This is a genomic window from Micromonospora rhizosphaerae, assembly GCF_900091465.1.
GTDB classification, from domain to species: Bacteria; Actinomycetota; Actinomycetes; order Mycobacteriales; family Micromonosporaceae; genus Micromonospora; species Micromonospora rhizosphaerae.
On the sequence record NZ_FMHV01000002.1, the window covers coordinates 5,997,679 to 6,021,895 of the forward strand.

The 24,217-nt window shown below is 73.0% G+C and carries 22 protein-coding genes and 1 pseudogene; 9 read left to right on the plus strand and 14 right to left on the minus strand.

What is annotated here, in order from left to right:
- Positions 1 to 20 precede the first annotated feature (20 nt).
- A complete protein-coding gene (locus tag GA0070624_RS28250) occupies positions 21 to 389 on the minus strand; it encodes an ArsC/Spx/MgsR family protein (protein WP_091345896.1) in 369 nt (122 codons plus the stop codon).
- 650 nt (positions 390 to 1,039) lie between these two features.
- On the opposite strand from GA0070624_RS28250, the gene GA0070624_RS28255 reads away from it, so the two are divergent.
- The gene (locus GA0070624_RS28255) at positions 1,040 to 1,690 is read left to right on the plus strand and encodes a C39 family peptidase (RefSeq protein WP_091345898.1); all 651 of its coding nucleotides are present in this window, start codon (positions 1,040 to 1,042) and stop codon (positions 1,688 to 1,690) included.
- A gap of 57 nt (positions 1,691 to 1,747) precedes the next feature.
- Here the strand turns inward: GA0070624_RS28255 and GA0070624_RS28260 are convergent, their stop codons facing one another.
- Positions 1,748 to 2,404 (minus strand): DedA family protein, encoded by a 657-nt coding sequence (locus GA0070624_RS28260; RefSeq protein ID WP_091349971.1) that lies wholly within the window; start codon positions 2,402 to 2,404, stop codon positions 1,748 to 1,750.
- 345 nt (positions 2,405 to 2,749) lie between these two features.
- Here GA0070624_RS28260 and GA0070624_RS28265 point away from each other — a divergent pair, with 345 nt between their 5' ends.
- Positions 2,750 to 5,602 carry an aconitate hydratase gene (locus tag GA0070624_RS28265; RefSeq protein WP_091345901.1) on the plus strand — a complete coding sequence of 951 codons (2,853 nt, stop codon included), beginning with the start codon at positions 2,750 to 2,752 and terminating at the stop codon, positions 5,600 to 5,602.
- A gap of 62 nt (positions 5,603 to 5,664) precedes the next feature.
- On the opposite strand, the gene GA0070624_RS28270 is transcribed toward GA0070624_RS28265, so the two are convergent.
- From GA0070624_RS28270 to GA0070624_RS35445, 8 genes and pseudogenes are all read right to left on the minus strand, one after another.
- A complete protein-coding gene (locus GA0070624_RS28270; RefSeq protein ID WP_091345903.1) occupies positions 5,665 to 6,270 on the minus strand; it encodes a GTP-binding protein in 606 nt (201 codons plus the stop codon).
- Positions 6,251 to 6,637, minus strand: coding sequence for a DUF742 domain-containing protein (locus GA0070624_RS28275; RefSeq protein WP_091345905.1), 387 nt, complete (start codon positions 6,635 to 6,637; stop codon positions 6,251 to 6,253). Before GA0070624_RS28275 ends, GA0070624_RS28270 begins: the two co-directional genes overlap by 20 nt.
- A 3-nt stretch (positions 6,638 to 6,640) precedes the next feature.
- Positions 6,641 to 7,062 (minus strand): annotated as a pseudogene (locus GA0070624_RS28280) (roadblock/LC7 domain-containing protein).
- Between the two features lie 97 nt (positions 7,063 to 7,159).
- Positions 7,160 to 9,763, minus strand: coding sequence for a sensor histidine kinase (locus GA0070624_RS28285; protein ID WP_091345907.1), 2,604 nt, complete (start codon positions 9,761 to 9,763; stop codon positions 7,160 to 7,162).
- Between the two features lie 106 nt (positions 9,764 to 9,869).
- Complete coding sequence (locus GA0070624_RS28290) at positions 9,870 to 11,498, minus strand: prenyltransferase/squalene oxidase repeat-containing protein (protein ID WP_218105344.1); 1,629 nt, start codon at positions 11,496 to 11,498, stop codon at positions 9,870 to 9,872.
- A complete protein-coding gene (locus GA0070624_RS28295) occupies positions 11,495 to 12,352 on the minus strand; it encodes a terpene synthase family protein (RefSeq protein ID WP_091349973.1) in 858 nt (285 codons plus the stop codon). The genes GA0070624_RS28290 and GA0070624_RS28295 overlap by 4 nt, the downstream gene beginning before the upstream one ends.
- A gap of 47 nt (positions 12,353 to 12,399) precedes the next feature.
- On the minus strand, positions 12,400 to 13,737 hold the full coding sequence (locus GA0070624_RS28300; protein WP_245719199.1) for a cytochrome P450: 1,338 nt from the start codon (positions 13,735 to 13,737) through the stop codon (positions 12,400 to 12,402).
- 133 nt (positions 13,738 to 13,870) lie between these two features.
- On the minus strand, positions 13,871 to 14,200 hold the full coding sequence (locus tag GA0070624_RS35445; protein ID WP_218105345.1) for a GNAT family N-acetyltransferase: 330 nt from the start codon (positions 14,198 to 14,200) through the stop codon (positions 13,871 to 13,873).
- Between the two features lie 471 nt (positions 14,201 to 14,671).
- Between GA0070624_RS35445 and GA0070624_RS28310 the strand changes: the two genes are divergently transcribed.
- Complete coding sequence (locus GA0070624_RS28310) at positions 14,672 to 14,920, plus strand: DUF2630 family protein (protein ID WP_091345911.1); 249 nt, start codon at positions 14,672 to 14,674, stop codon at positions 14,918 to 14,920.
- 86 nt (positions 14,921 to 15,006) lie between these two features.
- On the opposite strand, the gene GA0070624_RS28315 is transcribed toward GA0070624_RS28310, so the two are convergent.
- The 3 genes from GA0070624_RS28315 to GA0070624_RS28325 form a co-directional block, all read right to left on the minus strand.
- Positions 15,007 to 15,936: an RIO1 family regulatory kinase/ATPase domain-containing protein gene (locus GA0070624_RS28315; RefSeq protein WP_091345913.1), complete on the minus strand. Its 930-nt coding sequence runs from the start codon at positions 15,934 to 15,936 to the stop codon at positions 15,007 to 15,009.
- Positions 15,937 to 16,091: 155 nt separating this feature from the next.
- A complete protein-coding gene (locus tag GA0070624_RS28320) occupies positions 16,092 to 16,781 on the minus strand; it encodes an HAD-IA family hydrolase (RefSeq protein WP_091345914.1) in 690 nt (229 codons plus the stop codon).
- A 61-nt stretch (positions 16,782 to 16,842) separates the two neighbouring features.
- Positions 16,843 to 17,703 (minus strand): carbon-nitrogen hydrolase family protein, encoded by an 861-nt coding sequence (locus GA0070624_RS28325; protein ID WP_176731914.1) that lies wholly within the window; start codon positions 17,701 to 17,703, stop codon positions 16,843 to 16,845.
- Positions 17,704 to 17,808: 105 nt separating this feature from the next.
- Between GA0070624_RS28325 and GA0070624_RS28330 the strand changes: the two genes are divergently transcribed.
- The 6 genes from GA0070624_RS28330 (at position 17,809) to mug (ending at position 22,173) form a co-directional block, all read left to right on the plus strand.
- Positions 17,809 to 18,381: a TetR/AcrR family transcriptional regulator gene (locus GA0070624_RS28330; protein ID WP_091345916.1), complete on the plus strand. Its 573-nt coding sequence runs from the start codon at positions 17,809 to 17,811 to the stop codon at positions 18,379 to 18,381.
- Between the two features lie 129 nt (positions 18,382 to 18,510).
- Positions 18,511 to 19,428 (plus strand): TIGR04222 domain-containing membrane protein, encoded by a 918-nt coding sequence (locus GA0070624_RS28335; RefSeq protein WP_091345917.1) that lies wholly within the window; start codon positions 18,511 to 18,513, stop codon positions 19,426 to 19,428.
- On the plus strand, positions 19,425 to 20,243 hold the full coding sequence (locus tag GA0070624_RS28340) for an MbnB/TglH/ChrH family RiPP precursor modification enzyme (protein WP_091345919.1): 819 nt from the start codon (positions 19,425 to 19,427) through the stop codon (positions 20,241 to 20,243). The genes GA0070624_RS28335 and GA0070624_RS28340 overlap by 4 nt, the downstream gene beginning before the upstream one ends.
- Before the next feature lie 50 nt (positions 20,244 to 20,293).
- Positions 20,294 to 20,746 carry an SCO6045 C-terminal-like domain-containing protein gene (locus GA0070624_RS28345; RefSeq protein ID WP_091349978.1) on the plus strand — a complete coding sequence of 151 codons (453 nt, stop codon included), beginning with the start codon at positions 20,294 to 20,296 and terminating at the stop codon, positions 20,744 to 20,746.
- A gap of 42 nt (positions 20,747 to 20,788) precedes the next feature.
- A complete protein-coding gene (locus GA0070624_RS28350; RefSeq protein ID WP_091345921.1) occupies positions 20,789 to 21,550 on the plus strand; it encodes an SDR family oxidoreductase in 762 nt (253 codons plus the stop codon).
- Between the two features lie 8 nt (positions 21,551 to 21,558).
- Positions 21,559 to 22,173, plus strand: a complete 615-nt coding sequence (gene mug / locus GA0070624_RS28355; RefSeq protein ID WP_091349981.1) for a G/U mismatch-specific DNA glycosylase — start codon at positions 21,559 to 21,561, stop codon at positions 22,171 to 22,173.
- A 12-nt stretch (positions 22,174 to 22,185) separates the two neighbouring features.
- Here the strand turns inward: mug and GA0070624_RS28360 are convergent, their stop codons facing one another.
- Positions 22,186 to 24,165, minus strand: coding sequence for an ABC transporter ATP-binding protein (locus GA0070624_RS28360; protein ID WP_091345923.1), 1,980 nt, complete (start codon positions 24,163 to 24,165; stop codon positions 22,186 to 22,188).
- Positions 24,166 to 24,217: the final 52 nt, after the last annotated feature.

Consider the following 24,217-nt stretch of genomic DNA (forward strand, 5'->3'; position numbering starts at 1 on the left):
GATCCTCGGCTGACCGGCGGTCACTCGCCCGTCCGGCGCACCGCCTCGTCGAGCGCCTCGGGGGTACGACCGACCACCGCGCCACCGTCGTCGAGCAGCAGGATCGGGCGCTGGATCAGCTCCGGATGGGCCACCATCGCCTCGATCCAGCGCGCTTCGCTGGCGTCGTCCCGGGCCCAGTCGGCCATGCCCTGAGCGACCGCGGCCGGCTCTCCGGTCCGGCAGACGTCCCACGCCCGGGCGTCGAGCCGGCGCAGCACCTCGGTCAACTCTGCCGCGCTCGGCGGCTGCTCGAGGTACGCCCGCAGCCGGTACGGCACCCGAGCCTCGTCCAGGGTCGCCCGGGCACCAGCGCACTTCGAGCAGGCCGGGTTGTGCCAGATCTCCATGACCGGACATGGTGGCAGACCTCGCCGGCCAGTCGCCACAAGGCCCACGTGCCAGAGTCAGCGGACCTCTGACGGAGCGTGACTTTCCCGCGTCGCGGGCAATGTTGCACCCTGAGTGACTGTCTTCGGTCGACGCCGCCGGCGTCCCCTCGGTCCTGCCGCGACGGACGGGGCTGACCAGCACCTGTCCGATCGGCGGCGCCAGCCGCGGACAACCCTCGCATCCAACGCAGCGTCTCGGCGAGCCTGCGAGGCCGCATCCTTCGCCAGCCCGGCCACCGGCCTGAGGGCATCCGAGCCGACGCCCATCAGAGACGGTCTGCCCGAATGTCCGGATTCACTGCAGACCGGATGCGTACGCTGCCCGGCTTGCGGGCCCGATGTCCGGTTCGGGGCCACTCCGGCGGCGGAATGACGCCCGCCCCCGGGTCGTTGAACATGGCGTAACCTGCGGCGCCCCCGGCGCCGACGACGGGTCACCCGGATGCCACCCCCGCGGAATGTGCGGCTGGCCCGGACGGTTACACCCCCGGGACACCCGAGCAGGCCCCCGGCCGCAGGGCCCCTTCTCACCCCCCCCTTTTTCATCGCGGCGCGCCGCACCCCCGCGCGCGTCGCCGTGCACCCCCGAACGAAAGGCCTCGATCACCATGCGTACCAACCTGATCCGCAAGGCTGCCCTGACCGCTGCCGGCCTCACCGTCACCGGCGGCGCCATCGCCGCCCCCGCCGTCGCCGCCCAGGCCACCCCGGCCGAGAAGGCCGCGCAGGTCCAGACCGACCGCAAGACCAGCGGCGAACGCGAACTCAACGTCCGCTACCAGGCCCAGCCGAACTTCTACTACTGCGGCCCCGCCGCCACCCGCAACGCCCTGAGCGTGCAGGGCAAGGACATCAACGTCGACGCCATGGCCAAGGAGATGGGCACCACCGAAGCCGGCACCAACTCCATCAACGACATCACCCCGGTGCTGAACAAGGAAACCGGCAAGAACGCCTACCGCAGCACCGAAATCCGCGACAACAAGGCCGACGACAAGCAGACCGACAAGCTGCGCACCGACCTCGTCCGCACCATCGACGACGGCCGCGCCGTCGTGGCCAACATCGCCGGCACCGCCACCGACACCGACGGCAACACCCACTCCTTCGAGGGCGGACACTACATCAGCGTCGTCGGCTACCACGACGACGGCCACACCGTGACGATCGCCGACTCAGCCGACCCGAACCAGGCCTCCTACCGGATGAGCGTGGACAACCTGGCCGACTGGATCGCCACCCGCGGCTACGCCGCCTGACACACCAACACCGAAGGGCCGACCCCACCCGGGGCCGGCCCTTCGTCGTGTCTGGGGTCAGCGGTCGCTGCCGGCCCGGACCGGCTCGGCCTCGTCGGCCACCTCCACGGGCTCGAGCCGGCGCGCGCGGCGGCGCAGCCACCAGGTGCTGGCGAGGCCGGCGAGCACCGCGATCACCAGCCCCGCCCAGGAGATGTCCTTGAGCCAGTGCTCGGCCGCCCGGCCCACGGTGAAGAGCAGGTAGGTGGTGCCGAACGCCCAGACCAGGCCGCCGGCGGCGTTGGCCAGCAGGAATCGACGGTACGGGACGTGCAGCGCGCCCGCGAGGGGCCCGGCGAGGATCCGCAGCAGGGCCACGAAGCGGCCGAAGAAGACCGCCCAGACCCCGTGTCGGGCGAAGCTCTGCTCGGCGCGGGCGAGGTGCGCAGGGCCGAGATGTCGAGGGAAGCGCCGGCCGAGCCGGACGAGCAGCGGACGACCGCCGCGCCGGCCCACCGCGTACCCGACGGAGTCGCCCACGATCGCGCCGAACGCCGCCGCGCTGGCCACCCACTCCGGCTCGACGACCCCGGTGGCGGCGAGCAGGGCGGAGCTGACCAGGACGATCTCGCCGGGCAGCGGGACGCCCATGCTCTCCACGCCGATCACCGCGGCGACGATCAGGTAGACCACGCCCGGCGGCAGCGCGGTAAGCCAGTGCTGTACGTCGACCACCGCCACCCCTTCCGGTCCGACCTCGAACCCTACCTCCGGTCCGACGTCCGGGCCGCCCGCTCACCCACCGACCACCCTTCGGGCGCCCCTGCGGCCGGCGTCCGGCGGTCAGGAGGCGGTCAGTTGAACACCGTGATCGGGGCCTGGGAGCCGGGTGAGCAGGCGAGCAGGACGTGATGGATCATGGCGGCACCTCCTCGTCCCGAACCATGGCACGAGGTTGCGTCAATAGCAAGACGGACGTACGGTTTTGTTGAAGTGGAGAATCGGCGGTAAGTGTTGCCTAAGCAGGGCGGCGCCCCGGCCGGTGCGACAGACTGCTCAGGACTATTCACGGTCGCTGGTGTGAAGGAGTACGACGTGGCGAGCCTCGACACCTTCGGTGCGAAGACCCAGCTACGCGTCGGAGACGCGAGCTACGAGATTTTCAAGATCGACAAGGTGGTGGGCCACGACCGGCTGCCCTACAGCTTGAAGATCCTGCTGGAGAACCTGCTGCGGACCGAGGACGGCGCGAACATCACCGCCGACCACATCCGCCAGCTCGGGGCGTGGGACCCCACCGCCGACCCGAGTGTGGAGATCCAGTTCACCCCGGCGCGGGTGCTGATGCAGGACTTCACCGGTGTGCCCTGCGTCGTGGACCTGGCCACCATGCGGGAGGCCGTCCGCCACCTGGGCGGCGACGCCACCAAGGTCAACCCGCTCGCCCCGGCCGAGCTGGTCATCGACCACTCCGTCATCGCCGACCTGTTCGGCCGCGAGGATGCCTTCCAGCGCAACGTCGAGCTGGAGTACGAGCGCAACAAGGAGCGCTACCAGTTCCTGCGCTGGGGCCAGACCGCGTTCAACGAGTTCAAGGTCGTCCCGCCGGGCACCGGCATCGTGCACCAGGTCAACATCGAGTATCTGGCCCGCACGGTCATGGAGCGCAACGGCCAGGCGTACCCGGACACCGTGGTCGGCACCGACTCGCACACCACCATGGTCAACGGCCTGGGCGTGCTGGGCTGGGGCGTCGGCGGCATCGAGGCCGAGGCCGCGATGCTCGGCCAGCCGGTCAGCATGCTGATCCCGCGGGTCGTCGGCTTCAAGCTCTCCGGCGAGATGCCGGCCGGCACCACCGCCACCGACCTGGTGCTCACCATCACCGAGATGCTGCGCAAGCACGGCGTGGTCGGCAAGTTCGTCGAGTTCTACGGCCCGGGCGTGAGCGCCGTGCCGCTGGCCAACCGGGCCACCATCGGCAACATGTCCCCGGAGTACGGCTCCACCGTCGCGATCTTCCCGATCGACGCCGAGACCATCCGCTACCTGGAGCTGACCGGCCGCGACCCGCAGCAGGTCGCGCTCGTCGAGGCGTACGCCAAGGAGCAGGGCCTCTGGCACGACCCGAACCGTGAGCCGGAGTACTCCGAGCGCCTCGAGCTCGACCTGAGCACCATCGAGCCGTCGCTGGCCGGCCCGAAGCGCCCGCAGGACCGGGTGCCGCTGGGCAGCGCCAAGACGCTCTTCCGCTCCGCGCTGACCGATTACGTGGCCGCGGACCAGACCGGCAGCGGTGCCGACGCTCGCGGCGGCGTCCGCACCAACCCGCCGTACGGCGTGGTGGGCCACGCGGACGAGGCCAGCGCCGAGTCCTTCCCGGCCAGCGACTCGCCGGCCAACGCGGTGAACGACCCGGCCGACGCGCCGCGCGACCTGGAGAGCGCGGCGGTGGGCGCCGGCGGGCGGGCCAGCAACCCGATCCGGGTCACCAGCCCCGACGGCGTCGAGTACGAGCTGGACCATGGTGCGGTCGTGATCGCGGCGATCACCTCCTGCACCAACACCTCGAACCCGCAGGTGATGATCGGCGCCGCGCTGCTCGCCCGCAACGCCGTGGAGAAGGGCCTGTCCCGCAAGCCGTGGGTCAAGACCACCCTCGCGCCCGGCTCCAAGGTCGTCATGGACTACTACGACCGGGCCGGCCTCACCCCGTACCTGGAGAAGCTCGGCTTCAACCTGGTCGGGTACGGCTGCACCACCTGTATCGGCAACTCGGGCCCGCTGCCGGAGGAGGTCTCTGCCGCGGTGAACGAGGGTGACCTCGCCGTCGTCTCGGTGCTCTCCGGCAACCGGAACTTCGAGGGCCGGATCAACCCGGACGTCAAGATGAACTACCTGGCGTCCCCGCCGCTGGTGGTCGCGTACGCGCTCACCGGCACGATGGACATCGACCTGGCCAACGAGCCGATCGGCGAGGACAGCCAGGGCCAGCCGGTCTTCCTGCGGGACATCTGGCCGAGCAGCGCGGAGATCCAGGACGTCATCGCCTCGGCGATCGGCGCCACCGGCTTCAGCTCGGCGTACGCGGACGTCTTCGCCGGCGACGAGCGCTGGCAGTCGCTGCCCACCCCGACCGGTGACACCTTCGCCTGGGATGACGCGTCCACCTACGTCCGCAAGCCCCCGTACTTCGACGGCATGGAGCGGCAGCCGAAGGCTGTCCAGGACATCGCCGGCGCCCGATTGCTGGCCAAGCTGGGTGACTCGGTCACCACCGACCACATCTCGCCGGCCGGCTCCATCAAGGCCGACTCCCCCGCGGGGAAGTACCTGGCCGAGCACGGTGTGGCGCGGCACGAGTTCAACTCGTACGGCTCACGCCGGGGCAACCACGAGGTGATGATCCGGGGCACCTTCGCCAACATCCGGCTGCGCAACCAGTTGGTGCCGGGCGTCGAGGGCGGCTTCACGGTCAACCACCTGACCGGCGAGCAGACCACCATCTACGACGCCTCGGTGGCGTACCAGGAGGCCGGCGTCCCGCTGGTCGTGCTGGCCGGCAAGGAGTACGGCTCCGGCTCGTCCCGTGACTGGGCGGCCAAGGGCACGATGCTGCTCGGCGTCAAGGCGGTCATCGCCGAGTCGTACGAGCGGATCCACCGCTCCAACCTGATCGGCATGGGCGTGCTGCCGCTGCAGTTCCCGGCCGGCGAGAACGCCGAGTCGCTCGGCCTCACCGGCACGGAGACCTTCTCCATCACCGGCGTGACCGCGCTGAACGACGGCGAGACCCCGCGTACGGTGAAGGTCACCACCGACACCGGCCTGGAGTTCGACGCCGTGGTCCGGATCGACACCCCGGGTGAGGCGGACTACTACCGGCACGGCGGCATCCTGCAGTACGTGCTGCGTCGCATGATCGCCAGCTGACGTACCAGCAGAAGGGCCCCTCCCCGCGCGACCGCGGGGAGGGGCCCTTCGACGTTCAGAGGTCAGTCGCCGGCGGCGCGGCGACGGGCCTCGCGGGTCTTCATGGCGTGCTCCATCAGCGTGATGAGCACCTCCTTGCTCGACTCCCGCTGCCGGGCGTCGCAGAGCACCACCGGCACCCCCGAGTCGAGGTTGAGCGCCGCCTGCACCTCGTCGAGCTGGTAGTGTCGGGCACCGTCGAAGCAGTTCACGGCCACCACGAACGGCGTGCCCCGCCCCTCGAAGTAGTCGATCGAGGGGAAGCAGTCGGCCAGTCGACGGGTGTCGGCGAGCACCACCGCGCCGATGGCGCCGAGCGCCAACTCGTCCCAGACGAACCAGAAGCGGTCCTGGCCCGGCGTGCCGAACAGGTAGAGCACCAGGTCGTCGCTGATGGTGATCCGGCCGAAGTCCATCGCCACCGTCGTGGTGGTCTTCTGCTCCACCCCGGAGAGGTCGTCGACGCCGACGCCGGTCTCGGTCAGCACCTCCTCGGTCCGGAGCGGACGGGTCTCGCTGACCGAGCCGACCATGGTGGTCTTGCCGACGCCGAAACCACCGGCGATCAGGATCTTGATCGCGGTGGGCAGCGCCGCTCCCGCCAGCCGCTCAGAGCGCCCGTAGTCCATTGATAACCGCCTCGAAAACGCTGTTGTCGGGAAGGCCCGCCGTGTTGCGTGGCTCGCGGACCTGCACCAGGCCACGCGCCACCAGATCGCCGAGCAGGACCCGGATGGTGCCCACCGGCAGGTCCAGGTGAGCGGCGATCTCGGCGACGGACTGGATCCGCTGGCAGAGCCCGACGATCGCCAGGTGCTCCGGGCCCAGGCCGATCTCGGTGGTCACGTCCGCGCGGGTCGCCGTCACCAGGGAGATCAGGTCGAACGTGCCGGTGACCGGGCGGGCCCGGCCACGCGTGACGGCGTACGGACGAACCACCGGCCCCGCATGGTCGTCAATCCACTGGTGCTCCGCGGACTCTCCCTGCACCGTCATCGGCTACTTCTCGCTGGTCGACTGCTCGGCGTTCCGTGTCGGCGATGCGACGTGCCTGCCGACCCGGGTGACCAGCATCGCCATCTCGTAGGCGATCAGACCGACGTCGGCTTCCTCGTTGGCGAGGACGGCGAGGCAGGCGTTCCGCCCGGCCGCCGTGACGAACAGGAAGGACGACTGCATCTCGATGATGGTCTGCTGCACCTGGCCCCCGCCGAAGCGCTTGCCCGCCCCCGGGCCAGGCTCTGGATGCCCGCCGCCATCGCCGCGAGGTGCTCTCCGTCGTCGCGGCTGAGCCCCTGCGAGGAGGCCATCAACAGGCCGTCGGTCGAGAGCGCGACCGCGTGCTCGGCCTGCTTCACCCGACCGACCAGATCATCCAGCAACCACGTCAGGTCGGCATTCGATGCCGTCTTCTGGGCCACTCGTCGTCCTCTTCTCCCCCGGCTTGTCGCCGTGCTCGTATGGGGCTGACCGGTCGCGCCGCGGGGCGGGGTACCCGCACCGGGGCGCGGCGCCGGGTCAGGTCGTCTGTTGGTCGCCGTCGTCCGGTTCCGGGCCGTCGTCCGACCGGCTGCCGGCTCCACCGAGCAGTCGGGCGGCGTCCGTCCGGCCGCGCCGGGTGCCGGTCTGGTAGGAGCTCATCATCCGGAGCACCTGCTCCGGCGGGCGCACCATGTCCTCGTCGTCGATGTCCTCGGCGGTCGCCTCGTTCCGCAACTCGGGCACGATGTTGGCCTGCCGGATGCGGACCGGCAGGCCGGACTCCGTCCGGGCCGGTCCCGCGCCGACCGCCGGCTCCGGCCCGGTGCTCGCCGATGGTGCCGCCTCGGCGCCCGCCACCGCGGCCTCCGCGCCCACCGATGGGGAGAGGGCGACCGCGGCCGCCGGACCCTCCGCGTCGGAGCGGGCGGCGGACACCGGCAGTCCAGCCGGGAACGTGGGCCCGTCCAGCGCCGGCCGCCCCGACCAGCGTCGCGGCCGGGACGGCAGTCCGCCCTCGCCCTCGGGTGCGCCGGCCGGGAGCGTCCGGCCCGGTGACCGGGTGGGCAGCGGGTCCTCATCGGCGGCCGTGCCCGCCTCCCCGTCGGCACGCGGCTGGGGCGGGGCGGGCGGTTCGGCCAGCGCCACTGGCGCCGGGGCGGGCGCGGGCGGCTGCTCCGTGACCGGACCGGCCGGAGCGGACGCCCCGGGCACCGGACGGGCGACGGCCGGCACGCCGGCCGGGAACCCGCCCGAGGTGCTCGGGTCGTCCTCGGCGGTGACCAGCGCCGCCGGGATCAGCACGATGGCGGTGGTGCCGCCGTACGCCGACTCCTTGAGCTGCACCCGAACGCCATGCCGCTCGGTCAGCCGGCTCACCACGTACAGCCCGAGCCGGGAGGCGTTGGCCAGGTTCAGCTCGGACCGGTCCACGATCCGGTGATTCGCCGCGGCGAGGTCCTCTCCGGGCATGCCCAGACCGCGGTCCTCGATCTCGATGGCGAAGCCGTTGGCCACCAGCTGGCCGCGCACCTCGACGGTGGTGTGCGGCGGTGAGAAGGACAGTGCGTTCTCGATCAGCTCGGCGAGCAGGTGGATGACGTCACCGACGGCGCGGCCGGTCAGCGAGACCTGGCCGAGGGGAAGCACGTTGACCCGGGTGTAGTCCTCGACCTCGGCGACCGCGCCCCGGACCACGTCGACCATCGGCACGTTGCGTCGCCAGGCCCGGCCAGGGGTGGAGCCGGAGAGCACGATCAGGTTTTCCGCGTTGCGCCGCATCCGGGTGGCCAGGTGGTCGACCCGGAACAGGTCCTCCAGCTCCTCCGCGTCCTGCTCACGCCGCTCCATCGCGTCGAGCAGGGTGAGCTGGCGGTGCACCAGCGCCTGGGTGCGCCGGGCCAGGCTGAGGAACACCTCACGGACGCTGCGGCGCAGGTCGGCCTGCTCCACCGCCGTGCGGATGGCGGTCTCCTGCACGAGGTTGAACGCCTTGCCCACCTGGCCGATCTCGTCGTCGCCGAACTCGAGTGGCGGTGCCTCCTTGGCGACGTCGACCTCCTCGCCGTGACCGAGCCGCTCGACCACGCCGGGGAGGCGCTCGTTGGCCAGCCGGAAGGCCGCCTCGCGCAGCCGCTCAAGCTGCTGCACCAGGGCGCGCGCGGTGGTGATCGACACGATGATCGAGGCGATGACGGCGAGCAGGCCGAGACCGGCGGCCAGCACCAGTCGGACGATGACACCGACGGCGACCGGGGTGGCCCGATCGACGATCTCGTCGCCACCGGCGAGCACCACGTCGCCGATCTGGGTCAGGGCGGGGCCGGTGGTGTCGTTCCACTCCGCCACGGTGATCGGCGGCTTGGCGCCGCGACCCTGCATGACCTGGTTCTCCAGGTTGGTGAGGCGACGGAAGGTGGCCCCGCCCGACATCTCGTCGTAGCGGTGCTGGTCCGTCGCGGGGAGGCGGACGAGCGCCTGGGTGGCGGTGAACTGACGGGCACCGACGATCCGGGTAAACTGCGCCTGCTCCGCCGGGGTGATGCGTCCGGCGGCCAGCACGCCGGCGACCAGGGCGTCCTCCTGGGACAGCAGCTCCCGGGAGCGGTTGAGGCCGATCAGGGCGGCGGTGTCCTCGGCGACCTGCTCGTCATCGAGGTTGCCCAGTGCGTCGTAGACCCGGTAGATCGACTCGATCAGGCCGGTGAACGTGCCGTTGGCCTCAGCCCGGTCGATGTTCCGGTCATCTACGGCCGCTCGGGTGCGGGGCAGGGCGTCCAGCCCGCCGACCAGCTCGGCGATCCGCTGGTCGAGGGCGTCGTCGCCGAACAGGTCGACCTGCCAGCTGTCGCTGGACTCCTTGAACTCGGCGGCCAGCTCGTCGGTCCGCTGCCGCATCTTGGCCAGGGCCGCCCGCTGCCCCTCGTCGGACCGCCCGAGATAGGTCAGCGACGTCCGGCGCTCCAGCTGCAACTGCAGCAGCAGCGGCTCGGTGGGATTGAAGACCTTGGTGTCGAAGGCCTGCACGCCGAGCAGGTTCATTCCATCGCGGATGGTGACCCAGGCGGTGAAGCCCCAAAGGGCAACCAGCGAGGCGAGCAGGGCCACAACCTTGGTACGCAGATTCGCACTGCGGGAACCCATTACACCGTCCCTCGCCTGGTCCTGTAATCCGTCAGCCCGAAGCGCTCACGCGCATCGACCCCGGCGCACGCTAGCAGCGTCCGAAGAGTCACTCAAGCGATCCTGATCATGAAGTTCCGCGGCGAGCTCGTTCCGGCGCCCACGAACCCGTCCCGACCAGGTCCGATCTGGTTCGGGCGAGCTGCCGCGCGGCGATCGTAGCGGCCTTCACGATGAGCACCGGCGTGTAGAGGTCCTTATCGTGCCACAGTGGTGGGTCGTCACCGCGACCGTCCGCAGTGGTCAGCATGGACAGCCCACGCTTTGCCGCCTCCCGTACGCCCGGCCGGGCCGGCCGCCCGACGCCGAGCAGCACCTGCAGGGCGTACGCGGTCTCCTCCACCGTCCCGGTCCAGCGACCCCACGAGCCGTCGGCCCGCTGGGTGGCCACCACCCAGTCCACGGCAAGGTCCACGGCCTCACCGGCGACCCCGGCCGGCGCGTACCGGTCCAGGGCCGCGACCGCGCACGAGGTGGCATAGTACGGCGATGCGTGCCAGCGGTCGGCCCAGCGTCCGTCGGCCTCCTGCTGGTCCCGCAGCCACCCGGCGAGGGCGGCCGCCCGCGCGCCGTACCGGTCGGCGCCCGCCTCCGAGCGCCGGGCGTGCCAGCCCAGCGCCTCCAGCACGTGCGCGTTGGTGGTGACCGAACGCCCGTCCTCGCCCTGCCAGGTGCAGAAGTGGCTGCCGAGGTCGTAGTGGAGCAGGCTGGCCGGATCCACGGGATGGCCGAGCCGGGCGAGCGCGTAGAGCGTGACCGAGGTGGTGTCCGCGTCGGCCGGCAGCCCCGGGCTGGTGGGTGTGCCCTGTGGCCCGAGCACGGCGGCCAGCTCGGCGACCAGCTTCGGCGCCGGGGTGGCCGGCACCCCGGCCCGGGCCAGCGTGCTGAGCGCCCAGGCCCGCTCGAAGACCGTGATCGGTGTGCAGCAGGGCACCGGCCCGCCGTGCGGGCCGACCGCCGTCTCGAGGTACGCCAGTGCCGCCCGGTCCGCGCCCGCCGGCGACCCGACCCAGGCGGCGGTGGCCGCCGGGGAGGCGCCGATGCTGCCGGCGACCAAGGAGACGTCGCGGTGCCGCCGGGCGGTGGACCCGAGCACCTCGAACGCGTGCAGCAGCTTCTGCGGCACCGGCCGCCCCGCGGCCAGCAGCGCGTGCAGCGCGTCGAGCCGGCGCCGGTCCACCCCGGGCAGGCCCGGGAACGGGCTGTCGAACCCGTCGCCCGGGTGGGCGGCGAACCAGGCGAGGTGGCCGTCGATCCGCTCGACCAGGCCCGGCACGATCAGGTCGGCCGCCGGGGTGTCCGGGAGGGACGGTCTCTCGAGGAGCCAGCCGGCGAGCACACCCAGGCCACGTCGGGCCGCGGCAGCCAGCTCGGCACGGGACGGCTCCCCCGACCGGTCCCCGCCGCCGGCTCGCAGCGTGCCGAGCAGCGCCTCCACGGCGCTCACCGTGGGCACCACGGCATAGCCGCCCGGTGCGCCCCAGCCGCCGTCGCGGCGCTGGCTGGCGAGCAGGTACGCCAACCGCCGCCCGTGACCGGTGAGCCAGGGCGCGTCGGCGACGACCCGCGCGGTCTCGTACACCGAGGGTGTGACCCGGCCCGCCGGTTCGAGCGCCACCGCGGCGAGCAGCTCGCGGGCCTCCCCGGCCACCTCGGTCCCCGCCTGGGCCTGCGTGTCGATCGAGGACGTGGTCACGTCTTTCCCCAGAAGTCGGTCGAACCGTAGAAGCCGCAGCTGAAACCGAGCTGGCGGGTCAGGTAGTCCGCCTGGACCGGGCAGCTCTCCCGCAGCGGAGCGAGCAACGCCCGGGCGCTGCCGACCAGCTCTTCGGCCCGCCGGCGCACCTGGTCCGGGTCGGACACCAGCAGCAGGGCGTTGAGGTCGCCCCAACGCACGTCGCGCTCGTAGGTGGCCAGGTCGTTGACGAGACGGAGAATCCGCTGCACCTCGTCACTGACCGTCACCAGCTCGTCGAGCCGGGCCAGCGTGACCGGGTCGCCGATATGGATCCAGTGCACGACGTTGACCACGGTGGAGGCGAGGTTTGCCGCGTTGGCGAGGTACTCGTCGAGGTTGGGCAGCCGGTCGGCCCCGGCCTGCTTCCAGTCCCACTCCCGGACCATGGCGTCAAGCACCCGACGCAGCTCCGCCCGCCACATCGGACCGTGGGTCGGGTACGCCCGCGCGGCGGCAAGCTCGTCGCGCAGCTCGGCCAGGAAGCGGCCGAGGGCGTCGTCCGGCTTTGGGGTGGCGCCGTCGGCCACGGCGAGGCACCTCCCGGTGAGTCGGTCGACGGCCTCGCGCGACTTCGCGTCGTAGTCGATCAGCCAGTCGAGCGCGAAGATCCAGAGCACCAGGCGGTTGGCGATCCGCAGCTGGCCGGGATCGCACCAGGGAGCGCTGAAGGCCATCGTCATCGCGATGTTGCCGCACAATGCCGGGTCGAACTCCCGGGGCGCGAAGAGCTCCGGGTACGCGTCCGCGCACTCCTGCAGGTCGCGCTGGCCTTTCGCGGCGAGGGCGCAGATCCGTCCCTGTTCCGCGGCCATGGTCAGCTGGTCGACGCCGTCCAGCGGCGCCGACCGGGTCACCGGGCTCACGCGGCCACGCTCGCGGCCGGACGCAGGGTGAGTTCCACTGGGTCGAGGGGCCGCAAGGCCGCCGCCACCTTGATGCCGGGCACCGTCGGCCGCTGGAGGCGGAACCGGTAGCGGCTCAGCACGGTGGCCACGATCAGCGTCGCCTCCAAATAGAACAGGTGCATACCGATGCACTGGTGCGGCCCGCCGCCGAACGGGAAGTGAGCCCACCGGTGCCGGGCACGGACCTGCTCGGGGGCGAACCGGTCCGGGTCGAAGACCTCCGGGCGGTCCCAGAACGTCGACATCCGGTGGGTGATCAGCGGGCTGACCACGATGGTGGCCCCGGCGGGGATCCGCACCCCGCCGATGACGTCCTCCTCGGCGGCCCGACGGGGGAAGAGCCACCCGATCGGGTAGAGCCGCAGCAGCTCCTCGAGCACCTGTCGGGTGTACCGCAGCTCGCGCAGGTGCTCCCGACGGACCGGGGCGCCGCCGACCACCCGATCGATCTCCTCGTAGAGCCGCTCGGCGACGACCGGGTCGCGCTCGATGTGCGGCCAGAGCCAGGTGAGCACGCTGATCGTGGTCTCGGTGGTGGTGGCCACCATGGACACCGTGTCGTTACGGACCTGGTGCTCGTCCAGTCGGCCGCCGTCCGGGGTGCGCCCCCGCCAGAGCGTGGCGATGATGTCGTCGCCGTCGGACTCCGCGGTCTCCTTCGAGGCTCGGACGATCGGCAGCAGCAGTTCGTCGATGAGCTTGACGGCCCGCCGGAACGCGCGGTCACCGGGCATCGGCACGGCCAGCGGGGCCCACGGCACGAGGATGCGTGGCATCACCGACCACGCGACGGCGTCCTGCGCCTCCATGATCCGCAGCGCGTCCGGCACCGAGATCTTGTCGGCAAAGAAGACCCGCATGATCGCCGAGCAGACGATCCGGGCCTGTTCGGCCCCCATGTCGACCGGCCGGCCGGCACGGGCCGGACCGTCCAGTTCGTCGACCGCGTCCTCGATGGCCTCGGCGAGCCGGTCCACCAGCCCGTCGATTCGGCGCGCGGTGAACAGTGGCTGCAGGACCTGCCGGCTGTTCGACCAGGGCTCGCCATCGCTGAGGATGCCCTGACCGAAGAGCCGCTGCAGCGGCCGCCACTGCAGGCCGTCGCCGGCGCGCACGTAGTTGCCGGACTTCTCGCGCAGCACCTGCTGGAGGTGCTCCGGACGGGTGACAAGGTAGGGACGGAACGAACCGAAGTTGAGCCGCACCACCTCGCCCCGCGACCGCTCACCGAACTCCACCAGCGCCCGGGCCGGATCACGGACCAGGTTGGGCAGGACGTGGCGCAGCGGGATGGACTCCGCCCGCCGGGGGCGGCCCTCTGTGGCTGTTGGTCCCACCTGCGGAGCACCTCTTTCACGGGAAGTCGCCGGATGACCGTGCTGTGTCACAGTCCCGGGAAGCATGCCACCGCCCGGAGAGCTTTCTCTAGACGCGGACAAGAGAAAGTTTCGCAGGGGAATGTCTCACAGTCCACAAAGGAAGTCGGATGGGACCGCTCAGGCCCGCAAGTCCCGCCGGTACCCGCCACTCGCCGGCAACCACTCGGTAACCCAGTCCACGATTGACGGCGAGCATCGCCTCGTTTCCGGCGTCGTTCGTGGTGAACGCCTGCCGGTAGCCGGCCTCGCGGGCCCGGCGCAGGGCGGCGACCTTGACCAGTCGGGCCAGGCCGGCGCCGCGGTGGGCCCGCCGGGTGCCGGTCATCCCCGACTGGTAGCGGTCCCGGCCGTCGGTCAGGGCCAGGCTGAAGGCCACGACCGCACCGTCCACCAGCCCGGCGAGCCGCGCCCCGGCCGCGCCGGCCCGGGTGCACCGTCACGTTGGCGAAGCCGAGGCCGGGCTCGGCGCTCTCGTGCAGCAGCCCGGTCCGGGCCACGCCGAGCAGCTCACCCGCGGACTGCGACAACTCGAGCGCGGCGCGTCTGACGCCGCGCCGCGACCTGGCGCCGTCGTCGGCGACGAGCAGCGCGTACCGCTCGGCGGCCGGGGCGGTGGCCGCCTGCCAGCGGATGAACTCGGCCGTGGTGACCGGGTGCGGCGCGGCGATTCGGAGCAGCTCGGCCACGGCCGGGGCGTCGGACGGTCAGAAGGTGCGTACAGCGACGATCACGGCGAGGCAACGTACCCGAGCGACCAGGCGGCCGCGACTCCCTTCGCAGCGGCGGGGCGCCGCGCCGGCGCGGGGAACACGGGCGCGTCCGGGCCCCCTGTGCGAGGCTCAGGGGCATGGACGACAAGACCATCCTGAACCGGATCTCCGAACTGGTCGACGAGGAGCACCGGCTGCGCACGGCCGCGCAGGAGCACGAGGCCGGCACCGATGACGCGGCCCGGGAGCGGCTGCGGGAGCTGGAGGAATCCCTCGACCAGTGCTGGGACCTGCTGCGCCGGCGGCGGGCCGCCCGGTCGGCGCACGGCGACCCGGACGCCCAGGGCGAGCGGCCGCTGTCGGAGGTCGAGCGCTACCTCCAGTGACGGCTGCGCCGGGCGCGGGCTGCGTCCTGGCGACGAGGGAGCGACCGGCGTCCCGGGCGGCGCGCTGCCGCCCGGGACGCGTCCGGTCAGCGGATGCCCGCCTCCCGCAGCAGCAGCCCGGTCAGCTCGCCCGGGTCGACGTCCCCGGCCGGCAGGCCGCGCGCGGCGAACCAGCTGCCGACCACCCGGACGTCCCGGGCCAGGAACTCCGGCCCCTGCGGGTTGGCCACCACGTCGACCACCTGCGGCAGGTCGATCATGACCAGCCGCCCCCGGTGCACCAGCAGGTTGTACGGCGACAGGTCGCCGTGCGCATACCCGGCCCGGGCCAGCACGACCAGGGCGTCGACCAGCTGCTCCCAGAGATCGCGCAGCTCGGCCGGGTCGGGACGGAGCTGGGCCAGCCGCGGCGCGGCCTGTCCCTCCTCGGCGTCCCCGACGAACTCCAGCATCAGCTCGGTGCCGAGCAGCTGCACCGGGTACGGCACGGCGATCCGCCCGGTGGCCGCCCCGATCTCCCAGAGCCGGGCCAGCGCGGCGAACTCCGCCGCGGCCCACTGCCCGGCGATCATCTGCCGGCCGAACGCCGTCCGGCCGGCCATCGCCCGGTTCTCCCGGGACCGACGCACCCGGCGTCCCTCCAGGTAGCCGGCGTCGCGGTGGAAGAGCCGGTGCTGGGCGTCCCGGTAGCGCTTGGCCGCCAGCAGGCAGGACCGGTCGGTCTCCGGCACCGCCCGGCGGACCAGGTGGACGTCCGCCTCCTTGCCGGTCTTGAGCACGCCGAGTTCGATGTCCTTCGCGGCCAGCTCGGTGACCAGCCACTCCGGGTGGGGTTCCGGCCCGTGCACGGCCTCGTCCCAGGAGGACCAGCGATCCTCGGGGTCGGGCTCGTCGTCGGGCTCGACGAGGGCCGGCTCGGCGTGCCGGCCGTGCTTCAGGAAATAGGGTTCGTCGTCGTCGAAGCGGCTCTTGCCGCGGCCACGGCGCTCGCGCGCCGGGAGGTCGTGTTCACGCACGGGTTCGGTGATCCCTTGGTCGAGGCTGGTGGAGGCAGGTGGAACGACCCTGCAAAGACGGCCATGACCGACCTCCTTTCCTCGACCGGGCTCCGCCCGGCTGCGCCTGCGCGCGGCACCATGCTCACCGGGGGCCCCCGAAGGGGTCAACCGATTTACCGGCCGACCCGCCCCCGGGGTGCGCGAGCAGCCGGTTCCGGCTGCTCAGCCAGCACGGTGGCCACCGCCGCGATCAGCCCGTCCGCCGTGCGGGTGGGCGCGAACCGGCGGTCCGACCAGCGACGGCCCCGGTGCAGCCAGACGCTGGGCAGGCCGATGGCCGCCGCCCCGCCGATGTCCTCCTCCGGGCTGTCCCCGATCACCCAGGCGCCCCGCAGCGGCATCCGCGCCCGCTGCGCGGCGAGCGCGAAGATGCGCGGGTTGGGCTTGCTGACCCCGGCCTCCTCGGAGATCAACCAGTCGGCGACGTACCGGTCCAGGCCGGTCCGGCGGATCTTGGCATCCTGCTGGCGGACCACGCCGTTGCTGACCACCACCGGCACCCAGCCGGCGTCGTCGGCGATCCGCAGCGCGCAGGCCACCAGCGGGTCCAGCCGGGTGTTCGCCACCACCCCGTCGTGCAGCTCCTCGACCAGGTCGATGGCACGGATGCGCAGCTGGTAGCGGTCCCGGACGGCGTCCGCGACGTCCCACCGGTCGGTCAGCCCGTCCGCGTCGATGGAGAGCAGCCAGTCGATGTCGGCGGGGGGCGCGCCGATGCCGTCCAGGAAGCGCTCTCCCCATGCGCGGAACGCCCCGGCCCGGTCAAGCAGGGTGTTGTCCAGGTCCAGCAGGAGCAGCGGCACGGGGGCACCTTACGGGACCGAGGTGTCCTGCCGACAGGGCCCAGCCGCCCCGCGCCGTCCGTCAGCCGCGCAGCGCCGTTCGGGGGAGCCCCTGGTCGGGAAGGCGGTCGGCGAGCATCGTGTGGGCCGCCCGGGTGGCTGCCAGGGCACCGGGTTCGAGCGTCGCCACCAGCACCTCCTCCCCCGCGTCGGCGCCGCGGGCCAGCGGGCGCCCCTCCGGGTCGTACACCGCCGCCCCGCCGTTGAACCGCCACGGGTCGGCGCCGCCGACCGCGTTGGCGAAGACGACGTACATGGTGTTGTCCAGGGCGCGGGCCGCGTAGTAGAGGTCGCGCCGGTGCTCCGAGCCGGCCAGGTAGCCGCTGGGGCAGAGGTAACCGTGCGCGCCGTCGGCCGCGGCGGCCCGGCCATGCTCCGGAAAGCAGCCGTCGTAGCAGATGCCGAGGCCGAGGCGCCAGTCACCGACCAGCAGCGTGGCGCCGCGCCGGCCCGCGTCGAACAGCTCGCGCTCGCCGCCCCAGACATGCTGCTTGTCGTACGCCGACCGCACCGTTCCGGACGGGTCGAAGACGAGCGAGGAGATGGTCCGCCGCCCGTCCGGGTGCCGGACGGCCGCGCCGACCACCACCGTGGTCCCGCCGTCCCAGGCGGCCCGCCGCAGCGGGTCGAGCCGAGCGTCGTCGACCCGGTCGTCCTCGGCGGCGGCCACGTCCGTGCCGGTCGGGTCGGCGGCCAGGGTCGGCGGGTGGTACGCCGGCAGGAACAGCTCGGGCAGCACGGCGATCCGGGCGCCGGCGTCGGCCGCCCGGTCGACCAGTCGGGCGGCGGTGGCGGCATTGCCGGCGACATCGCCGGGGACCGGCTCGGCCTGGACCGCGGCCACGGTCAGCGAATGCTCGGGAAGCGGGGCGGGCGGAGTCACGCGGCGATCCTAACGGACCGCGAAGCTGGGTCGATCTTGCAAAAATGGATATTCAAGCCGTACGTACGGTTTGCATCGGCCCGGGGCACCTGTCACGATCGTTCCGTGCCCAGAGTAAGTCAGGATCAGCTCGACGCGCGCCGCCAGGAGATCCTCGCCGCCGCGCGGGCCTGTTTCGCCCGGTACGGCTACGAGGGCGCGACCGTACGCCGCCTGGAGGAGGCCACCGGGCTGTCCCGTGGCGCAATCTTCCACCACTTCCGGGACAAGGACTCGCTCTTCCTGGCCGTGGCCGAGGACGACGCCGCCGCCATGGTGGAGACGGTGGCCCGCAACGGCCTGGTCCAGGTCATGCAGGATCTGCTCGCCCGGGCGGCCTCCCCGGACACCACCGGCTGGCTCGGCAGCCAGCTCGAGGTCTCCCGGCGGCTGCGCACCGACCCCGCCTTCGCCAAGCGCTGGGCGGAGCGCTCCGCCGCTATCGCCGAGGCCACCCGGGAGCGGCTGCTCCGTCAGCGGGAGGCCGGCGTGCTGCGCGCGGACGTGCCGATCGACGTGCTGGCGCAGTTCCTGGAACTGGCCTACGACGGGCTGGTGCTGCACCTGGCGATGGGCCGCCCGGCCGGCGACCTCGGGCCGGTGCTCGACCTGGTCGAGGAGGCGGTCCGCCGCCGCTGACCGCTGCCCGCACGACCGCGTCGATTCCCCCGGATCTCGGTCTGGTAACTCGACCGCCGGACCGGGTCACCCCTGGCGGCGCTGCTCCACAATGAGGCCGCGATTCCCCTCGCGTTACAGGAGCAGGCCATGAAGCTGCTGGCGGCATCGGGCGACACCTGGGGCATCCCGGGACCCGTCTTCCTCACGACCTACGTCACGGCGGCAGCCGTGATCCTCCTTGCCTGCGTGGTCCACCGGTACCTGGTCCTCCGCGGGCGAACCCCGAAGGACCCGATCGACGCCGAGTCGGCGGCCTACCTCAGCGGCGGTGAGCAGCTGGCACTGTGGAGCGCGCTCGCCGCGATGCGCAGGGCGGGCGTGGTCGGCGTGCGAGCCGGGAGGCGGCTGGAGGCCACCGGCCCGGCGAGCGCCGGGATGACTCCGCTGGCGCAGGCCGTCCACCGGGCTGCCGCCCGAGGGGCGCGCAGCCGCGACCTGGGCACCGACCCGCGGGTCGCGAATGCGGTGGACGGGCTGCGCCAGAGCCTCGAACGGCGGGGGCTGATCGTCGGCCAGCGGCAGCGCCGGGCCGCCCGGGCCGGGGTGGTGGCCCTGTCGGTGCTGCTGCTGGTCGGTCTGGTTCGGATCGCGGCGGGGCTGTCGGCCGGTCGCCCGACGGGATATCTGATCCTCAGCGTGCTGGCACTCGCCGTGGGGCTGATCGTGCTGTGGCCGCTTCCGCGCGACACGCGTGCCGGGCACACCGTCCTGACGGGACTGCGGCGGAAGCACACGTACCTCTCCCCCGCCGCCCGCCCCGCGTACACCACCTACGGCAGCGCGGAGGCCGCGATGGGGGTGGCGCTCTTCGGCACCGCGTCGCTCTGGGCGCTTGACGCGGACTTCGCCCAGCAGGCCCAGATCAAGTACCAGGCTGCGGCGAGCAGCGGCTACTCCTCCGGGTACGGCGGCTCGTCCGGTGGAGGGGGCGGCTGTGGCAGCGGGGCCAGCTCCTGCGGCGGCGGGGGCGGCGGGGGCTGCGGCGGCGGGGGCTGCGGCGGATGACCGGGCCGAGCGGCGTGGGCATCGGCTGGCGGCCGGAGATCGCCGGCTTCGTGGCCGACCTGCCCGGGTTGCGCTTCGTCGAGGTGGTGGCGGAGACCGTCCCAGCCTCGGGTCCGGTGCCGGACGGCCTGGCCGAGCTGCGCGAGCGGGGCCTCACGGTCGTACCGCACGGGGTGCGGCTCTCCCTCGGCGGCGCGGAGCCGGTCGAGCCGGCCCGGGTGGCCCACCTGGCCGGGGTGGCCGCACTGGTCGACGCGCCGCTGGTCAGCGAGCACATCGCCTTCGTCCGGGCCGGCGGGCTGGAGGCCGGGCACCTGCTGCCGCTGCCGCGCAGCCGGGAGGCGGTCGCCGCGGTGGTGGCGAACGTCCGGCGGGCCCAGGCCGAGCTGCCGGTGCCGGTCGCCCTGGAGCCGATCGCCGCGCTCTTCGACTGGCCGGACGACGAGCTGGACGAGGCCGCCTTCCTGACCGAGATCCTGGACGCCACCGGGGCGCTGCTGCTGCTCGACATCGCCAACGTGCACGCCAACGCCCGCAACCGGGGCGCCGACCCGCTGGCGCTGCTGGACCGGCTGCCGCTGGAGCGGATCGCCTACGTGCACGTGGCGGGCGGGGCCGAGCAGGGCGGCTTCTACCACGACACGCACACCGATCCGGTGCCCGCCGAGGTGCTCGACCTGGTGGGCGAGCTCTGCGCCCGGCATCGGCCGCCCGCCCTGCTGCTGGAACGGGACGGGCACTACCCACCGGCGCCCGAGCTACGCGCCGAGCTGGACGCGCTCGCCGCCGCGTCCGGGTTCCCGGTGATCACGTGACCCGCCCCGAGGGCCGAACCGGTGGGGCGGTCGTACGGCCAGCGCGCGGGATCGACGCGGGCGGGGATCTCGCCGCGCGGCAGGCGGCGCTGGTCGCGACGCTGGTCGCCGGGGGCCCGCTGCCGGCCGGGTTCGCGCCGGCGCCGGTGGCGACCGCCCGCCGTGCCCTGCTGCGCAAGCGCGGCGGCGACGTGGCCCGGCACTGGCCGCTGCTGGCCGCCGGCCTCAGCGCCGCCTGGCCGACGACCTTCGCCGACTGGGCGGCGGACCGCCCGACCCAAGGGTCGCTGCGCGACGGCTGGGACCTGGCGCGGGAGCTGCGCGACCGCGGCACCCTGCCGCCGCTGGGGGCCGAGGAACTGGCCGTCCGGGAGGCGGCCAGCCGCTACGACGGACGGACGGCGCCCCGCCCGCGCCGGCTGCCTGCGGTCGCGTGGGTCGGCGGCGCCGTCGCGGTGCAGCTCGCCGGTCGGGTACGCCTGCTGCGCCCCGCCCGCAGCTGAGCCGGTTGGCACGGCGTTGCCGGCTGCGGCAGGATCGGCCCCATGGATCTCGGATTGACCGATCGGGTGTACGTGCTGACCGGCGCCTCCCGTGGCCTCGGCTTCGCCACCGCCGAACAGCTCGTCGCGGACGGCGCGCGGGTGGTGATCTCGGCCCGGGCCCCGGAGCGGGTGGCCGCGGCGGTAGAGGCGCTCGGCGGCCCGGAGCGGGCGATCGGCCTGACCGCCGACCTGACCGACCCGGAGACGCCGCAGCGGCTGGTCACGGCGGCCCGGGAGCGGTTCGACCGTGTTGACGGCGCGCTGATCTCGGTGGGCGGACCGCCCCGCGGCACGGCCGCCCAGGTGACCGACGAGCAGTGGCGGGAGTCCTTCGAGACCGTCTTCCTGGGCAGCGTCCGCGCCGCCCGTACGGTGGCCGCGGCGCTGACCGACGGCGGCGCGATCGGGCTGGTCCTCTCCACGTCGGCCCGCGGGCCGGTGCCCGGCCTCGGCATCTCCAACGGCCTGCGTCCCGGCCTGGCCGGGGTGGCGAAGGACATGGCCGACGAGTACGGCTCTCGGGGCGTACGCGTGGTCGGCCTGCTGCCCGGCCGGATCATGACCGACCGCAACCGTGAGCTCATGGCCGCCACCGGAGACGCCGAGCAGGCCCGGGCCGAGGCGGAGGCCGGCATCCCGCTGCGCCGGTTCGGCGATCCCGCCGAGTTCGGTCGGGTCGCCGCTTTCCTGCTCTCCCCCGCCGCCAGCTACCTCACCGGCGTCACCGTGCCGGTCGACGGCGGCGCGCTGCGCGGCCTGTGACGGGCCCGGTGAGAAACGAACGCCGGGCAGCTCGGGAGCCGGTTGGCAGTCGGCGGGCGCCTGCGGCATCCCGCTACCCCCGGCCGACGCGCGAGGAGCTGGCGGCGGCGGCCGACCGGACCATCCCTGACCTGATCGCCCCGGGGTTGGACGTGCTCTTCGTCGGCATCAACCCGGGCCTCTGGTCGGCGGCCACCGGCCGGCACTTCGCCCGGCCGGGCAACCGGTTCTGGCCGGCGCTGCACCGGGGCGGCTTCACCCCGCGTCAGCTGCCTCCCAGCGAGCAGGAAGAGCTGCTCCGCTACGGCCTGGGCATCACCAACCTGGTGGACCGGGCAAGTGCCCGGGCCGACGAGCTGACCGCGGAGGAACTGGTGGCCGGCGCGGAGAGCCTGACCGCCAAGGTCGAGCGGTACCGGCCCCGGTGGGTGGCGGTCGTCGGGGTGACCGCGTACCGGATCGGTTTCGCCCGGCCGAAGGCCGGATTCGGGCCGCAGCCGGAGCTGCTGGGCGGCGCCCGGCTCTGGGTGCTGCCCAACCCGAGCGGGCTGAACGCGCACTTCACCCCGGAGACGCTCGGCGCCGCCTTCGCGGAGCTGCACGCCGCGACGACCGCCGGCTGACCCCGGCCGGGGTCAGTTCGCCGCGGCGGGCGGCATCGCCTCGTCGGCGACGTACGTCCCCATCGGCATCGTGATCACCGATTCGGGACCGGTCGCGTCCGCGTACGGGGCGGGCGAGTCGGCGACCGCGAACTGGGTGCGGTAGAGCTCGGCGTAGAGGCCGCCCACGGCGACCAGCTCGTCGTGCCGGCCCCGCTCGACGATCCGCCCCTCGTCGAGGACGAGGATCTGGTCGGCGTCGCGGACGGTGGAGAGCCGGTGCGCGATCACCAGCGCGGTACGCCCGCTCAGCGCCACCGACAGCGCCCGCTGCACCGCCGCCTCGCTCTCCGAGTCCAGGTGCGCGGTGGCCTCGTCGAGGATCACGATCGACGGCGCCTTGAGCAGCAGCCGCGCGATCGCGATGCGCTGCTTCTCGCCGCCGGAGAAGCGGTAGCCCCGCTCGCCGACCATGGTCTGAAGGCCGTCGGGCAGGGAACGGACCAGGTCGGCGACCTGCGCGCCCGCGAGGGCGGCCCAGATCTCGTCGTCGGTGGCGTCCGGCTTGGCGTAGCGGAGGTTCTCCGCGATGGTCTCGTGGAACAGGTGGGAGTCCTGAGTGACCACGCCGATCTCGTCGCGCAGCGAGGCCAGGGTGGCGTCCCGGATATCGACCCCGCCGACCAGCACCTGGCCGTCGGTGACGTCGTAGATCCGGGAGATCAGCATGGACAGCGTCGACTTGCCGGCGCCGGAGGGGCCGACCAGCGCGACCATCTGCCCGGGCTCGACGGTGAACGAGACGCCCTTGAGCACCGGTTCGTTGACCGTGCGGTCGAGGGCGGCGACGTCCTCCAGGGAGGCCAGCGACACCTCGTCCGCGCTCGGGTAGCGGAACCGCACGTCGCGGAACTCGACCCGGCCGTTGGCGCGCGGCACGGGCACGGCGTCCGGCCTCTCCTCGATGCCGGGGCGCAGGTCGAGCACCTCGAAGACCCGGTCGAAGGAGACCAGGGCGCTCATCACGTCGACCCGGACGTTGGAGAGCGCGGTCAGCGGGCCGTAGAGGCGGGTGAGCAGCAGGGCGAGGGTGACCACGGTGCCGGCACTGGCCGCGCCGGTGACGGCGAGCCAGCCGCCGAGGCCGTAGGTGAGCGCCTGGGCCAGCGAAGCGACCAGCAGCATCGCCACGAAGAAGGTCCGCGAGTACATGGCGGACATGATGCCGATGTCGCGGACCCGTTCCGCCCGGCCGGCGAAGCGACGCGCCTCGACCTCCGGCGAGCCGAAGAGCTTGACCAGCAGCGCCCCGGCCACGCCGAACCGCTCGGTCATCGTCGCGTTCATCTTCGCGTCGAGGTTGTACGCCTCGCGGGTGATCTCGGCGAGCCGCCGGCCGACCCGGCGAGCCGGGATGATGAAGATCGGCAGCAGGATCAGCGAGAGCGTGGTGATCTGCCAGGAGAGGGTGAACATCACGCCGGCGGTGAGCACCAACTGGATGACGTTGCTGACCACGCCGGAGAGCGTCGAGGTGAACGCCCGCTGGGCGCCCAGCACGTCGTTGTTGAGCCGGCTCACCAGGGCGCCGGTCTGGGTGCGGGTGAAGAACTGCAGCGGCATCCGCTGGACGTGGTCGTAGACCCGGGTCCGCAGGTCGAGGATGATGCCCTCGCCGATCCGGGCGGAGTACCAGCGCTGGGCCAACGAGAGCAGCGCGTCCGCCACCGCCAGCGCGGCGATGACCAGCGCCAGGCGGACGACCAGCGACCCAGCCTCGGAGCCGCCGCGGTTGATCGCGTTGATCACGTCACCGGCGAGCACCGGCGTGGCGACCCCGATGATCGCGGCCAGCACCACGGTGACCAGGAAGATCATGATGTCGCGCCGGTACGGCCGGGCGAAGTCGATGATCCGCTTGGCGGTGCCGCGCTTGAGCTGATGGGTGGAGATCTGGTCGCGGTCGCGCATCGACCGGAGCATGCTCCAGCCGGCCATGCCGCCACCGGCCATGTGGTTGGACACTCGTCACCTCCGGGTCGCGGGCAGCCTCGGACCGTCGGGT